The following is a 13,892-nucleotide window of genomic DNA, read 5'->3' as shown; positions in this document are numbered from 1 at the left end:
ATCTGATTGAAAGCAAGATGACCCAGCCGACCACACCCGCCCCTGCTGCGGCACCGGCACAGGGTAGCTGGATCCTCCAGCTTGGCGCCTTCAAGAACGTCGACAGCGTCAACGCGCTGGTGAGCAAGCTGCGGGCGGCAGGCTACTCTGCCCACACTTCGCCGCGCACACCGGTGCAGGGTCAGCTCAACCGGGTCTTTATCGGACCGGATGTCTCCAAGGCCAAACTGCAGGGGATGCAGGGGCGGATCTCCCAGATGACCGGCCTCAGCGGCTCGGTGGTCTCTTACAATCCGTGACGGCTTGCCGTTGGCAATGGCCCTCTGAAACAAACACCGCGCCCCGTGCGCGGTGTTTTTTTATCTGGCCGTCGTGATTTTTAAGGACGGCGTCGTACAGGTCATCCCCCCTGTTGGGATTTTCGGGCAGTTGGGGTAGTCTGAGCCCTTCTGCTACTCACAGGAGTTCAAGATGATCCTCTCGACGACCCCCACGCTGGAAGGCAAAGCCATTCGTGAATACCGCGGCATCGTGGTTGGCGAAGCCATTCTCGGCGCCAACATTTTCAAGGATCTCTTCGCCGGGATCCGCGACATCATCGGCGGCCGCTCCGGCGCCTATGAAAAAGAGCTGGCCCGTGCCCGCGAGATCGCCTTCGATGAGCTGAAAGAGCGTGCCGCCGCCCTTGGCGCCAATGCGGTGGTCGGCATCGATATCGACTACGAAGTGGTGGGGCAAAACGGCAGCATGCTGATGGTCAGCATCAGTGGCACCGCCGTGGTGGTCTGATCGGGCACCAGCCTCTGCATGGGCAATGAGCCGATAACTGGATTATCGGCTTTTTTATTGCCTGTCTGATACGTGGCGGCTGGCGGGATTGTCACTCAACATATTGATTTTAAATGTTTATATTTATTAATAATTCCCCTAACCGGTTTTATTTTTTTTCACTGGGTGGCCCGAGAGGGTCAAGCTAGAGTGCCGCCATCAGGAACGACACCGCTCACGGACGAGGTTCTCTTCTCTTGAAGGCGTATCACTATGAATCAAAAACCTGCTCTGCTGACCCTTGTCATGTTGGCCATGACCGCCCATGCCGGCAGTGCCCTCGCGGCGCTGCCCAATTTCAGCGCCACTTGTCCCACCGATATCCGGGTCAAGTCACAAGGGGGCAACGTCTTTATCAATGGCAAGAAGGCGACCCTGAAAACGCTGGCGCCCGCCGCCTATTCGGCCACAAACGGCAAGGTGGTCATCGGGATCACCTTCGATCTGCCCGCCAGCGAACCCACCCTGGATTACGTCATCAAACATGATCGCCGGGCTCATGGCTTTTGCACCGTGCACGCCTGGTCGGCGGGCAAGGCCGCCGCACTGCCGATGGCCAAAGGGGATTCCCCTTATCAGGGCAAGTGGACCGCCAAAAACCGCGAGACAGGCGCCACGGTGGCCAATATTCAGGTGGATGGCAAGGAGCAGGTGTGGGTCAACGGAGTCAAGGTGAAGGCGAAACGGGCCGATGGCGCGCTGCAGTTTCGTCAGGGCACCATCCTCTACACCTTGCAGGGGGATCCGCGCATTCGCGATGAGAGCGACTGGAATGACAGCGATGTTCAGAATACCGGCCCCATCACTCTGGAGTAACAGACGCGCCGTGCCACGGCTTGGTCATTGATGAAAAAAACAGAGAGCGGCGTGGCCGCTCTCTGTTTTGTTGTCTCTATTGGATGATAGTCGTGCGGGGTTAGATGCCGTGGATGGCGTTGGCTTCCCCATACCAGTCCAGCTTGTCGGCCAGAGTGACCACCGAGCCGATGATGATGAGACTCGGGCTCTTCACCTGACGGGCCAGTTCGGCCAACTGCTGCAGCTCGCCGCGCACCAGCCGCTGACTGAGCTGGGTGCCTTGCTCCACCAGCGCCACCGGGGTGTGACCGGGCATGCAGTGGGTTTGCAGCGCATCCTGAATGCGGGCGGCGTGGGCCAGCCCCATGTAGAACACCAGGGTCTGGCGGGGGGCCGCCAGCGCCGACCACTCCTGGGCGATATTGCCCTCCTTGTCATGCCCGGTGATGAACTGCACCCGTTGGGCGTGATCGCGGTGGGTGAGGGGAATGCCGCTGTAGGCGGCGCAGCCTGAGGCTGCCGTGATGCCCGGTACCACCGAGAAGGGGATGCCCGCCTCGGCCAGGGTTTCCAGCTCCTCGCCACCCCGGCCAAAGATAAAGGGATCGCCCCCCTTGAGCCGCACCACCTGTTTGCCCAGCTTGGCCTGCTCCAGCAACAGCTGGTTGATCGCCTGCTGGGGCACGCAGTGGCGGCCCGCCTCCTTGCCAACAAAGATCCGCTCGGCATCCCGGCGAACAAGCGCCAGCACCTCTTGTGAGACCAGCCGGTCATAGACCACTACATCCGCCTGCTGCAGCTGCTGCAAGCCATTCAGGGTGAGCAGCCCCGCATCACCGGGGCCAGCTCCCACCAGGGTTACGCTTCCCTTGCTCTGCGGTTGCTCCTCGAGTAGCTCGGCGACGCTCTGCTCGGCAGCCTGCTGTTGGCCGCGCGCCAGCTGGCATGCCAGTCGCTCATGGCTAAAGAACCGCTCCCAGAAGCGACGGCGGGCCAGCTTGTCCGGAATGAGTTTGACCCGCTTGCGCAGCTTGCCCGCCAGCGCGGCGAGCTGGCCGAGGTGTTGCGGCAGCATGGCTTCGAATTTTTCCCGCAGCTGGCGGCTCAGTACCGGCGCCGCGCCTGCGCTGGAGATGGCCACCATCAGCGGCGAGCGGTCGATGATGGCAGGCATGATGGCGCTGCAGTGGGCCGGAGAGTCCACCACATTGCAGAAGATCTGGCGCAGGCTCGCCTCGTGAAATACCTGATGATTGACCTCTGGCTGGTTGGTGGCGGCGATCACCAGCCACTTGCCATCTAGCAGTTCGGGATGAAAGCCGGCGGCGCAGACGGTCAGGCGACCCTGCTCGGCCCAGCTCATCAGCTGGGGTTCCAGGTGCGGGGCATTGATGGTGATCTTCGCCTTGGCATCGAGCAGCAGGCGCGCCTTGCGCACCGCCACCTCACCGCCGCCGACGATCAGGACCGGCTTGTTTTGCAGCTGACAGAAGAGAGGGAGAAAGTCCATAACAGGCTCCGGATGCTGGCCCGCTCGCAATGCCGCGCCGGGCGAGATAGCAGGGCGCGCCGTGACGCACCCCGGATGGTCGGGGGAAAGATCCCCCGACGGGAATAAAAAAGGGGAAGGGTGATCTACGCCCGGGCCAACGACAGATCCCCACCGGTGTCGGCCACTTGATCACGCTTCCCCAAACGAGGTTTTTCCTATTGCACCGCTTTGACGTGCATGTTGGCGACGTACTGATCTTCGGCCCAGAAGATGCGGTCAGCGACCATGGCTTCCGGGTTAAGGGTGACGCCGCGCAGCACCCGCTCCTTGAACTTGTGATAACCGGCCCGATCGATGAGATGGCCCATGTGCAGGTAGATGGGTTTGCCATCCAGCATCTCGGCCTCGAACTCGAACAGGTTCTTGATCACCGCATGCAGCACCTCTTCGGTGACCCAGTTGAGAAACAGCTTGCCAGTACGAGGGGTCTTCTTGCTGGTGCGGCCCCCCAGCTTGACCATGTAGAGCTGCTTGGGATCCCGCTGCCAGGCCAGGGTCGGGCAGGCCAGCACGCACTCGCCACAGCCGATGCACTTGCTCTCCTCCTTGACCGCCTTGCCATGCTTGATGGCGAGGCAATCCACCGCGTGGTGGCTGCACGCCTTGACGCAGGCGCCGCAGCCGATGCAGCGCTCGGCATTGAAGTGGATTTTGGCGATGCCGAGGATGCCGAAGTCGGCCATGTTGGCCTTGGCGCAGTCGTTGGGGCAGCCGGCGATCACCATCTTGAGGTGATAGGGGTTGGGGTAGAGGTGTTTCTCCATCCGCTGGGCCAGCCCGGTGCAGTCGATATTGCCCTTCTGGCAGATGGTGTTGCCCTGACAGGCGACGATATTGCGCCCGCCGATGGTCTGGTAACCGGCTTGGGTGTCTTCTACCTCGATGCCGCAGGTCTCCACCTCGATCTCCTTGATAAAGGGTTCGAGGGCGGCGTTGACCTTGTCCATGTCCTGATACTTGATGCCGGGCATCGCCAGCTTCTGGCGGGTGGTGAGGTGGATCAGGCCGTTGCCATACTGTTCGGCGATCTGCTGGGCCACTGCCAGCAGGTGGGCGGGCATGATCCCGCCGGGAATGCGTACGCTGATCATCGCTTCGCCGCGCACCTTGGAGAGGCGGTATTCGTTCTTGGCGCGGTCCTTGATGATGTCGATATCGAGACTCATGGTGTTCTCCCTCAGTCGATCAGATGCTGGGCCTGGTCAAAACGAAAGACCGGTCCATCCACGCAGATATAGGTGTCGCCCATCCGGCAGTGGCCGCATTTGCCCACGGCGCAGGCCATGCGGCGTTCGTAGTCGACCCAGATGCGATCCTTGGGGATGCCCCGCTCGAGGAAGGCGAGCACCACGAAGCGGATCATGATGGGGGGGCCGACCACGATCACCTGGATATCCTCCTTGTCAGCAAGATCCAGCTGGTCGATGTAGTCGGTGACCCGACCAATGCGAAACTGCTCGCTCTCCTTGCCCTCGTCCAGAGTGACGATGAGGTTCTGCTGCTCGGCCCAGAGCGGCATCTCGTGGCGATAGAGCACCGCCTGCTCGTTCTTGAAGCCGAGGATCATGTCGAGGGATTTCACCTCTTCCGGGTGTTTGCTGAAGCGGCGCAGCAGCCCCTTGACCGGCGCGACGCCGGTGCCGCCCGCCACCACGATGAGGTGCTGGTTGCGGTAGGTCTCCAGCGGATAGCCGTTGCCGTGGACGCCGCGCATCCACACCTTGTCGCCCACATCGAGGGCAAACAGCTCATCGGTTACCTTGCCGACCTTGCGGATCAACAGATCCACATAGCCATCGCCATAGTCGGAGACCGAAATGGGCGCCTCGCCAACGGTGGGCAGGGAGATCTCCACAAACTGGCCGTAGTGGACATCAAAGTCGCGGGAGACCCGAAAGTTCCACTCCAGCTCGGTGTGACGCTCGATGGCCAGAATGGTGTAGGCCTTGGGCAGCAGGCGATTTTCGACTGCTTCCTGCTGTTGTTCTGCTGTTGCGGTTTGCTGGCACTGGCACATATCAGTTCGCCCCCTGCGCGTTGTCGGCTGCGATGGTCTGTTCGACCACATCGGTCATCTTGTTGATGATGTTGCTAAAGGAGATGTAGTGAGGGCAGCGATCGTCGCAGCGGCCACAGCCGACGCACATGTGCTCCTCTCCCTGACGGGCTTTGTAGTCGTTGACCTTGTGCAGGGCGCGATAACGCAGGCGCTCGCCATGTTTGGCGCGAAAACCGTGGCCACCGGCCATGTCGCTGAAGCCATCCACCATGCAGCTGGCCCACTGGCGACGGCGCTCACCCTGCTTGGGGTTCTCTGCATAAGTGAGGTCGTGCGCGCTGTAGCAGCTGCAGGTCGGGCAGGAGGTGGTGCAGCGACCGCAGCCGATGCAGCGGCTGTCATACTCGGCCCAGACCGGATGAGCGGTGAGGATCTGGCGGATCCGCTGGGGGTCGTCACAGACGCTGTCCGGGGTGCGTACCTTGACCGGGTTGCTCTGGACAAATTCCGGGGTGAAGTCATCGGATTCACCCAGCTCGGCGAAGTAGCCGAGCAGCTCGGGATCCTTGACCTCGATGCGGGCGCCCTCATCGCTCAGACGAATGGCGGCGGCGTAGTCCCGGGTCTCATTGCTGCCCATGGAGACGCAGAAGCAGTTCTCGAAGCTCTCGCGGCACTCCAGCAGCACCAGTTTGAGCTTGCTGCGCAGCCGGGCGTAATAGACGTCCCTGTTCTGGCCGTTCTTGAGATAGACCTGATCCAGCCGGCGCAGGGCGTGGATATCGCAGCTGCGCAAGAACAGCAGGGTGGGCTTGGCTTCCACCTTCGATTCGCGCAGCTCCAGATTGTCGAAGTGGAACAGGGTCTGGGTGATGGGGAGCACCACCTCTTTCGGGGAGAAGTGGGACTTCTCCTGCCACACCAGATCGGCCGGATGGCGGATGCTGTGGTAGGTGACGTTGTCGGTGTCGGAGAAGCGACCGCCCCGATATTCGGCCGCAGGGGCCATGATCCGGTAATCGGGTAGCAGCCGCTCGAACAGCTGCACCAGCGCGGGCTGGGTGAGAAGAAACGACATAAATAAACACCTTGTCTGAGGGTGACATGCCTTGGCATTGAAAGGGGCGTGTCTGTCCCGGTATTGACTAGCCGGGAGAGCTACGCTGCTCTCGCCGCAGTCCGGTTTATGACTCATCTTGTTCAACTGACCCGGTTGTTCTTGTGTGGCGGCGTGTGCGTCGCGGCAGGTCGGGTCATGCCTGTAAAACCCTTGTCAATTGAGCAGGGCCGCCTGATAGCCGGCGCACTTGCCCATCACGTATCCCATCTCCAGCTTGTTGATATCGCGGGTAAAACGGGACACCGGGAAGTAGTCGGCCGGGGCGATCACCTCGATCTGGCAATCCGCGGGCGGATTGGCGATGAAATCGAGCGCCTCGTTGTAACTGCGATCCCGCTGCTCCAGCGCCTGTGCCAGCGCGGGGTGAGTCTTGAGCAGGGTGCGGATCATCCAGGGGAAGGGCATCGGCTTGAGCCGGTAGCCCAGCGGCTCGGAGAGGATCACCGTCATCTGGCGGGCGCCGCGGCGGTAGGCCTCGATCACCGGGATGGAGTCGGCGACGCCGCCATCGGTCATCGGCACCCCGTGCACCTCGGGATATTCGCGGGAGGCGAGGGGAATGGCGCAGCTGGCGGGCAGCACCTCATCCATGTTCTCCGGCTTGACCCGGATGTACTCCGCCTTGCCGGTCAGGGCATTGGTCACCACCGCATAGAAGGGGATGCCGCTCTCCCGATAGCGATGGATATCGAGGGGATATTTGCGGCAGCTGGTGTGCCAGAGCCAGTGGATATCCACCAGATTGCCCCCCTTGGCAAAACGCAGCGGGTCGAGAAACTCCGGGGTGCAGGCCAGCTCGGTCAGGATGTCGTGGCTGCGGCCATGCTGGCTGGCGAGATAGGCCAAGAGGTTGGTCGCGCCGGCCGAGACGCCGATGGCGAAGTCGAAGGGGCGGTAGTCACGTTCGATAAACGCATCCAGCACGCCGCTGGCAAATATGCCGCGCATGGCGCCGCCTTCTACAACCAATGCGCTGGGGGATGCGTTTTTGTTCATGACAGGCACCTCATTGATAAGTCAGAGAGAAAAAGTGGGAAAGAGAACGTCCGGGCTGTCAGGCCGACCGTTCTGACAACCAACCGGGGTTGGCCATCGCAATGAGGTCATTCTAGGAAGGGGATGGTGTTTAGAATATCTGTTAATAATGAATCAAGTGTTTTGTATTTCTAAACGACCGTGATAAACCCGTTGTGATCAAAGGGGTTGTGTAGGAGTCTCAACGACTCTGTGATGGCTGGATATTGGCAAGGATGAGCAATTTATGACGTTACTGGTTCCCCCGCTGCTTAAACGTGGCGATACCATCGCTTTTTTCTCCCCCTCCAGCGCGGCGACCGCCTGGGCCCCCAACCGTTTTGCCCGCGCAAAAGCCTTTCTTGAGGGGCAGGGCTTTAGGCTCAAGGCGGGCTGCCTCAGCGGCCAGCAGGATCACTGGCGATCCGGCTCCATCGCCGCGCGTGCTGAAGAGCTCAACGCCCTTATTCGCGACCCGGAAGTACGCTGCATCATGTCGGTGATTGGCGGCAGCAACTCCAATTCCCTGCTCCCTTACCTCGATTTTGATGCGCTCAAGCGCGATCCCAAGATCATCGTTGGCTACTCCGATGTGACGGCGCTGCTGCTCGGCATCCATGCCCAGACTGGCCTGGTTACCTTTTATGGCCCGGCGCTGGTGGCCTCCTTTGGCGAGTTGCCGCCGCTGGTGGACGAGACGCTGGCCAGTTTTTTACAGATTGCGTTGGCCGACGAAGCTGGCGTCCCCTGCACGCTGCCTACTCCGGCGCAATGGAGCGATGAACGGCTGGATTGGGAGAACCAGACCCGGGCCAAGTTTTGCCAGCCCAATCGGCTGATCTCGGTGGGCTCAGGTCGGGTATCGGGGCGGCTGATCGGCGGCAACCTCAATACCATGGCGGGGATCTGGGGTTCCCCCTATATGCCGACCATTGAGTGCGGCGACATTCTGCTGCTGGAGGACAGCCTGAAATCTGCCGAGACGGTGGAGCGATCTTTTGCCCATCTCAAGCTGTGCGGGGTGTTTGATCGGATCGGCGCCCTTATCCTCGGCAAGCACGAGCTGTTCAACGATCAGGGCAGCTGCAAGCGCCCCCTCGATATCCTGCTGGAGGTGGTGGGGGAGCCGAACTTTCCCATTCTGGCAGAGTTTGACTGCGCCCATACCCATCCCATGCTGACGCTGCCGCTGGGGAGCGAGGTGGCGCTCGATCTCGACCGCCAGCAGCTCACCTTGCTGGAGCCCTGGTGGCGAGCAGAATAAGGGCGAAATGAATGTCCAACAACAAGGCCGCGGATGCGGCCCTGTCTGTTTTTGTGGGGCGTGATCAGGGCAGGGCATCGGGCCGGAAGCTGGCACGGATCTGCGGCACCAGGCTTGAAGGGTCGAACCCTTTCTCCTCGCCCAGCACCGGATGAAGCAGGGGTTTTTCTTCGATGGGGGTGATATCCCCCGCCAGCAGCTGGCGGGTGGACTGACCCATCTGGTAGAGCTGGCGCACCGGCGCAAACTGGGTCGCAAGATTGAGGGGGTCATCGGCGCGGGTGAAGGCCATCATGGGGATCTGGTAGGTGGCATCGCGCGCCGGTTTGTCACCGTGAATCCCCTTGCCGGCGGACATCAAAAACGGCTGGTGATCGCCAAAGGCCACCACCAGATAGCGTTTGCCCGACTGGTCTAGGGTCTTGAGCAGCCGCTCCAGCGAGGCCATGGCATCCACCACCCCTGTGTAATAGGTGTTGAGCAGCTGGGTGTCACTCTCGCTCTGGTTCGGACAGGCGCCGCTGCGCTCCTGCCCCTGATAGCGGGGGCCATCGAAGGGGCCGTGCCCCTGCATGGTGACCGCATAGGCAAACAGCGGTTTGTCATCCTGTTCGCTGCGCTTGAGTATGTGCTCGATCAGCGCATCGTCGGAGATATAGAGCCCCTTGTGCTCGAGGGTGGTAAAACGGGTATCGAACCAACGCTCCTCATAGCCGAGCGCCGGGATTGCCTTGGCGCGGCCCCAGAATTTTTCCACATAGGGGTGGGCGAACAGGGTCTGGTAGCCGCTCTGTCTGGCGCTCTGTGCCAGCCCCGGCACCTGCTGCGAGAGGTAGTAATAGGGCACCACCCCCTGCTTGAGCAAGCCCACCGGCAGGCCGGTGTTCATCTCAAACTCCGCCAGTACCGTCATGCCGCCGGTGGTGGGGGAGTGGATGGTCTTTTGCCACTGCTGCACGCTGGCGGGCAGGGAGAGGGTGGGAGCCTGGGCGCAGATCCGCCCCTTCCAGTCGAGCCAGAGCGACTCATATTGCAGCACGATCACCAGATCCCAGCGCGGCGTGATGCCCTGAGGCGGATAGCTCAGCTGCGGGGCCAGCTCGTTGATCTGCAAGGGGTAGCGAAACACGCTGCCGCTTTGCAGCATCTCGTCCACCAGATTGAACAGATAGAGGCCGGGGCCGGAGCGGATGATGTCCCTGTGGTAGTTGACCGCGCGATCCACGTAGCGAATGTTGGCCCCCAGCAGCTTGTTGCCGGTCTGGGTGGCAAACACGCACAGGGCAAAGAAGGTGACGGTGGCCGCGGCTGTACGCAGCACCCAGCGTGACAGGGCAAAGCGCCAGCAGAGAAACAGTGCCAGCAACACGGTGAAGATGGGCAGGATGGGGTGCTGGTCGAGCAGGATCTGCAGCAGCGCCAGCAGGTTGCCAAAATCATCCCCGCCGAGCGGCACGCCGTAGATGGCGATCTTCATAAAGTTGGCCAGCAGACCGATGCCAGAAAGCGCGGTAAAGACCAGCCCCATATAGAGGTTGAAGCCCGCCAGCGCGCAGAGGCTCCAGCCCAGCACCATGCTGCCCCAGGCGAGATAGTAGTGCTCCGGCCGAAAGCCTGACCAGAGCAGAAACTCCCCCAGCTTGAACACCACGAAGCCGTGCAGCAGCACGAAGGTGAGGTTGCCGAGCAGCAGGCTGCCGATGATCCGCCAGCGCAGGCTGCGGCGCAGCTTTGGCAGCACCGTTTTGAGCATGGCGGCGCTCAGGGCCAGCACCAGCGTCAGGCTCACCACCAGATAGGTGAGGTTGAAGCCCTGCTCCGGCAGGGTTTGCAGGATCTGGCTGAAATCGCCGCTCTCGGGGCGATCTTTGAGCAGCAGACCGATGCGCAGCTGATAGCGGCTGGCCAGCGCGTCATCCGGGGCGCGCAGGGTACTGTTGAGATCCAGCGAGCAGCGGTTATTGCGGCACACCTGACGCTTATCTACCGCCTGACTGAGCTGGTCGATCCGCTCCCCCTTGTCGTTGAGCAGCTCCACCCGCACCTTGTCCCCCGCTTGCAATGGTCCCCGCAACTGCCACTGGCTGCGCACCACCAGATAGAGGCCGCGGCTGTCGCTTTTATAGAGCAGGGCGTGGCGGGTGAGGGTGGCCAGTGGATTGTCGGCGGGGCCCAGCACCAGCGGCTGGGCACGGCCCAGCCAGCTGCCGGGATTGATCAGCGGCAACAACAGGGTCAGCAGCAGCAATCCGCCCAGCAGGGCAAGCAGCAGAGAGGGCAGACTCAGGACGCGGGGGCGGCCTGAGGAGGGGCGATTCATATAAGCTCATCCTTTGAGCGAGTGAGGGAGAGATCGTTCATCCGCATAGAGTTTGACCCGATGGTGCGGGCCTTGTTTCAGCTTGTCAATTTAATGACCACTTAATGAATATTTGGTTACAGCTCAACCTTGCAAATTGTGATCCCGATCGAGGGGTTGTTCGGAATATGTGATGAAAGCGTCATCATGGGGTTTTGCCACTGGCTTGGGAGGGATCTGCTGTTTAGTCTCTCGATAGCGACTGGAGGTACATGTATGAATCCCAAAGTGATGGCACGTCAGGCCAGATTGCTGCGCATGCTGGAGAGCAAGGAAGAGATCCGGATCGGACGCGAGCGCGACTGCCCGCTGCCGCTGGCCCAACTGGTCAAGCTGAAGGATAGCCATCCGGCTGTGGTCAAAGTCTATCGCCACGGTCTCACCGCCGAGGTGTTTCACCTCAAGGTGGAGGGGCATCACTGGTGCCTCAAGCGGCGCCGTCAGGATTCGCTGGTGGCCAACCTCGATGGCAAGACTGCCTTTCTGACCGAGCTGGAGCGGCGGCGCGAAATCGAGGCGCTGCGCGAGCTGCACCCTACTGTCCTCTCCCACGTGGTCTGCACCAGCTTCGGCTCGGCGCGCGCCGGGGTGCTGGTCTCCCCCTGGTTGCGGGGTGTGCCGGTCCATCAGCTCAACGAGCGCAATCTGGCCCAGATGCTGGAGGTGCAGGGTGAGCTGGCGCGCTGGGGCTGGTTTGACTGGGACCCGAGCCCGGGCAACCTGCTCGATGACGGCGAGCAGATCTGCGTGTTCGACTTTGGCTATATGTGGACCTTCGATCCCCGCTTTGAATACAACTCCAACGGTCTGGTCGACCCGCAGTTTCATGTGCCGGAGCGACTGGAGACCCGCACCCTCTCGGGGCTTTGGCTCGATGAGGCCGATCCTCTGCCGCAATTTCGCTACTGGCGCGAGCTTTGCCTGAAATGGGTGAAACGGGAGATCCATCACCTGATCCGCGAAGGGGCCAGCGCGCCCGTGCTGGCCCGCCTGCACGCCTTGCAAGGGGAGTGGAGCGCCGCGCTGGCGAGCGACGAGGCGCTGGTCGCCAACTGGTGGCGGGACATGTATCGCAGCCATCGGCTCGATGTGGCCGATGATCTGAGTGGCCAGAGCTGCGGCCCGCTCACCCTGCGTCGTCTCGACTGGCTGATGCAGGCGGTAACGGATCACTATCCGCTGCTGGTGGACAATCTCTCGCCTCAGGAGACGGAGCTGGGGCAGACAGGGCTGCTGGCCCGCTTGCAGCAGCTGTGCCGAGAAGCCGTGGCCTGCCAGTTGCCTGCCACCAGCCTTGCCTGAGCCAACACATCCGCGGAATACAAATGAACAGGGTGTCTTGTGGGTAATGCCAGTCAGTTAAGCCTGAATGGTATTGTTTTAATTTATTTTTTTCACATTATATCTCTGTGGCCTTGGCTTCACGTAGTGGGGGGGACTTCGCTCCCTTCGTTCCGGCAATATAAACTATCCCGCTTGTTTCTCTAGCTCAGCGACCCGCTTCTGGATAGTCCTCGGCGACATGTGCAGCATGCAGCTCAGTCCATGAATGAGATGGACCGACGCCATGTGAAAACTCAGCTAGTTAGCCGACTCTCCCTTGAGACTCGCGGCTATCTTCACCATCTGGCTGCGCAGGGTCAGTCGGTGTTGTTGCAGGCTGTGTTTTATCTCCCAATCGCCCAGCTCTATATTTCCCAACGATGGTTTTAGATCGCGACAATGTCAGTCCCTGGGCAACGCATCGGGTTGACCATCGAGGCCAACACTTGGTACTCCTTGCCGTTGATAGTACGAGTCAGCAAACGGGCTTCTATCGTTTCGGGCAACTGCGGCCACTTCTTGCGTCCCCTCTTTGAGTGGCAGCAGCCAGTGCCGCTCGTTGCCGGTGGTTTGCCTAGCGTGGAGCAGGCCGAGCGAGTAGAACCCCTTGTCGAGCAGGGGGAACGAATGCTCTGGCGTGTGTTCGATAAGCTTTTTCGCCAGCACCATCTCGTTGACGGCGCAGCTCTCCATGACGGCTTGAACAAACAGGTGGCTGGTTAGCTCCATCTGACACAGCATGCGAACCTGCCTGCGGATAGGCGGTCTCGCCATGCTGGGTGCTGGGCTTGGCAAAGTCGGCGGAGCAGTCCGGGGTATCGGGCGTCTGCCACATCACGCTATCGACGGCGAGCAGCTGTAGCCTGGCCCAACCGAGGTGATTGGCCTGCTGGTGCCAGCCTGCGGCGGTGCCGTGAAACCGCCGCTCGATGCTCTTGTGGCCAAGCTTTTGGCGAGCTTGCAGGAAGGCGATGGGGGCGACAAATGGGGGCCATGGGGAGCTTTCAATGGATCCTTAATGGATCGGCATTATCACCGAGTAACCCGTTTTGCTATCTGGTGGCGCTTGGTAGCGAGATCGCTATCTGTTCGTGGGTGGCCCTGTTTGCGCTGAGCCTGTTACCCGTGTCGGTGGGGTTGCTGGGCGGGCAGTGGCGATTGGCTTCGCTGCTTGAGACGGCCGAGCCAGAGGCTCAAGCCTGCCGTCAGGATGAGGACCAGTTCAATTCCCATGACCAGACCGTCCAGCTCGCCTTGCTCCCAGAAGGGGTGCAGGTAAAGTCCCCCCAGACTCGCCCCCAGATAGTAGGCCACCAGATAGAGGGAGGAGGCGAGGGCGCGGTTGTGTTCGACATGATGACCGACCCAGGCACTGGCGCAGGCGTGTGCCAGGAAAAAGCCGAAGCTGGAGATCAGCAAGCCACTCAGGATCCCGAGCAGGCTAGCTTGCAGCAGCCACAGACTGCCGAGGGCCATCAGGGCGATCCCGACCAGCAACATGCGTTGTGCCCCCCAGCGGTTGGCAAAGCGACCGCTCAGGGAGGAAGCCACCGTCCCCGAGAGATAGGTGAGAAACAGCATGCCGAGCCACCGGGTGGGCAGGGAGAAAGGGGGCTTGGCCAGCAGGAAGGTGAG

General features: G+C 61.2%; 12 protein-coding genes and 1 pseudogene. 5 read left to right on the top strand and 8 right to left on the bottom strand.

What is annotated here, in order from left to right:
* The 3 genes from AACS18_RS23170 to AACS18_RS06210 form a co-directional block, all read left to right on the top strand.
* Positions 1–299: SPOR domain-containing protein (locus AACS18_RS23170; RefSeq protein WP_258228867.1), on the top strand; the 299-nt coding region annotated here is incomplete at its 5' end.
* 172 nt (positions 300–471) lie between these two features.
* Complete coding sequence (locus AACS18_RS06215) at positions 472–789, top strand: heavy metal-binding domain-containing protein (RefSeq protein WP_005352756.1); 318 nt, start codon at positions 472–474, stop codon at positions 787–789.
* Between the two features lie 252 nt (positions 790–1,041).
* Positions 1,042–1,644 carry a hypothetical protein gene (locus tag AACS18_RS06210; RefSeq protein ID WP_108613935.1) on the top strand — a complete coding sequence of 201 codons (603 nt, stop codon included), beginning with the start codon at positions 1,042–1,044 and terminating at the stop codon, positions 1,642–1,644.
* A gap of 100 nt (positions 1,645–1,744) precedes the next feature.
* Here the strand turns inward: AACS18_RS06210 and cysG are convergent, their stop codons facing one another.
* The 5 genes from cysG to AACS18_RS06185 form a co-directional block, all read right to left on the bottom strand.
* Entirely contained in the window at positions 1,745–3,136 is a 1,392-nt protein-coding gene (cysG, locus tag AACS18_RS06205; protein ID WP_108613934.1) for a siroheme synthase CysG, read from the bottom strand.
* Positions 3,137–3,333: 197 nt separating this feature from the next.
* Positions 3,334–4,344 carry a sulfite reductase subunit C gene (gene asrC, locus AACS18_RS06200; RefSeq protein WP_108613933.1) on the bottom strand — a complete coding sequence of 337 codons (1,011 nt, stop codon included), beginning with the start codon at positions 4,342–4,344 and terminating at the stop codon, positions 3,334–3,336.
* A gap of 11 nt (positions 4,345–4,355) precedes the next feature.
* Positions 4,356–5,195 carry an anaerobic sulfite reductase subunit AsrB gene (gene asrB / locus AACS18_RS06195; protein WP_108613932.1) on the bottom strand — a complete coding sequence of 280 codons (840 nt, stop codon included), beginning with the start codon at positions 5,193–5,195 and terminating at the stop codon, positions 4,356–4,358.
* A gap of 1 nt (position 5,196) precedes the next feature.
* Positions 5,197–6,255 (bottom strand): anaerobic sulfite reductase subunit AsrA, encoded by a 1,059-nt coding sequence (asrA, locus tag AACS18_RS06190; protein ID WP_108613931.1) that lies wholly within the window; start codon positions 6,253–6,255, stop codon positions 5,197–5,199.
* A gap of 195 nt (positions 6,256–6,450) precedes the next feature.
* A complete protein-coding gene (locus AACS18_RS06185) occupies positions 6,451–7,293 on the bottom strand; it encodes a patatin-like phospholipase family protein (RefSeq protein ID WP_108613930.1) in 843 nt (280 codons plus the stop codon).
* Between the two features lie 265 nt (positions 7,294–7,558).
* Between AACS18_RS06185 and AACS18_RS06180 the strand changes: the two genes are divergently transcribed.
* Entirely contained in the window at positions 7,559–8,575 is a 1,017-nt protein-coding gene (locus tag AACS18_RS06180) for a S66 family peptidase (RefSeq protein WP_108613929.1), read from the top strand.
* A 64-nt stretch (positions 8,576–8,639) separates the two neighbouring features.
* Here the strand turns inward: AACS18_RS06180 and AACS18_RS06175 are convergent, their stop codons facing one another.
* A complete protein-coding gene (locus tag AACS18_RS06175) occupies positions 8,640–10,895 on the bottom strand; it encodes an LTA synthase family protein (RefSeq protein ID WP_108613928.1) in 2,256 nt (751 codons plus the stop codon).
* A 255-nt stretch (positions 10,896–11,150) separates the two neighbouring features.
* Here AACS18_RS06175 and AACS18_RS06170 point away from each other — a divergent pair, with 255 nt between their 5' ends.
* Positions 11,151–12,236, top strand: coding sequence for a hypothetical protein (locus AACS18_RS06170; RefSeq protein WP_108613927.1), 1,086 nt, complete (start codon positions 11,151–11,153; stop codon positions 12,234–12,236).
* A gap of 78 nt (positions 12,237–12,314) precedes the next feature.
* On the opposite strand, the pseudogene AACS18_RS06165 reads toward AACS18_RS06170, so the two are convergent.
* Both AACS18_RS06165 and AACS18_RS06160 read right to left on the bottom strand, forming a co-directional pair.
* Positions 12,315–13,245: pseudogene (locus tag AACS18_RS06165) on the bottom strand (transposase); the annotation flags it as partial.
* A 131-nt stretch (positions 13,246–13,376) separates the two neighbouring features.
* A partial coding sequence (locus AACS18_RS06160; protein ID WP_146184858.1) for an MFS transporter occupies positions 13,377–13,892 on the bottom strand: 516 nt, incomplete at its 5' end.

It is taken from the genome of Aeromonas sp. HMWF015 (genome assembly GCF_963878965.1).
Lineage (GTDB): Bacteria > Pseudomonadota > Gammaproteobacteria > Enterobacterales > Aeromonadaceae > Aeromonas > Aeromonas veronii.
The sequence above is the reverse complement of the archived record's forward strand: the minus strand, read 5'-3'. Positions and strand labels throughout refer to the sequence as shown.

Bases quoted from the DNA above. Each gene is read 5' to 3' on its own strand.
- AACS18_RS06185 (WP_108613930.1), bottom strand. From the start codon at position 7,293: ATGAACAAAAACGCATCCCCCAGCGCATTGGTTGTAGAAGGCGGCGCC.
- asrC (WP_108613933.1), bottom strand. From the start codon at position 4,344: ATGAGTCTCGATATCGACATCATCAAGGACCGCGCCAAGAACGAATAC.
- AACS18_RS06175 (WP_108613928.1), bottom strand. From the start codon at position 10,895: ATGAATCGCCCCTCCTCAGGCCGCCCCCGCGTCCTGAGTCTGCCCTCT.
- asrB (WP_108613932.1), bottom strand. From the start codon at position 5,195: ATGTGCCAGTGCCAGCAAACCGCAACAGCAGAACAACAGCAGGAAGCA.
- AACS18_RS06215 (WP_005352756.1), top strand. From the start codon at position 472: ATGATCCTCTCGACGACCCCCACGCTGGAAGGCAAAGCCATTCGTGAA.
- cysG (WP_108613934.1), bottom strand. From the start codon at position 3,136: ATGGACTTTCTCCCTCTCTTCTGTCAGCTGCAAAACAAGCCGGTCCTG.
- AACS18_RS06210 (WP_108613935.1), top strand. From the start codon at position 1,042: ATGAATCAAAAACCTGCTCTGCTGACCCTTGTCATGTTGGCCATGACC.
- AACS18_RS06170 (WP_108613927.1), top strand. From the start codon at position 11,151: ATGAATCCCAAAGTGATGGCACGTCAGGCCAGATTGCTGCGCATGCTG.
- asrA (WP_108613931.1), bottom strand. From the start codon at position 6,255: ATGTCGTTTCTTCTCACCCAGCCCGCGCTGGTGCAGCTGTTCGAGCGG.
- AACS18_RS06180 (WP_108613929.1), top strand. From the start codon at position 7,559: ATGACGTTACTGGTTCCCCCGCTGCTTAAACGTGGCGATACCATCGCT.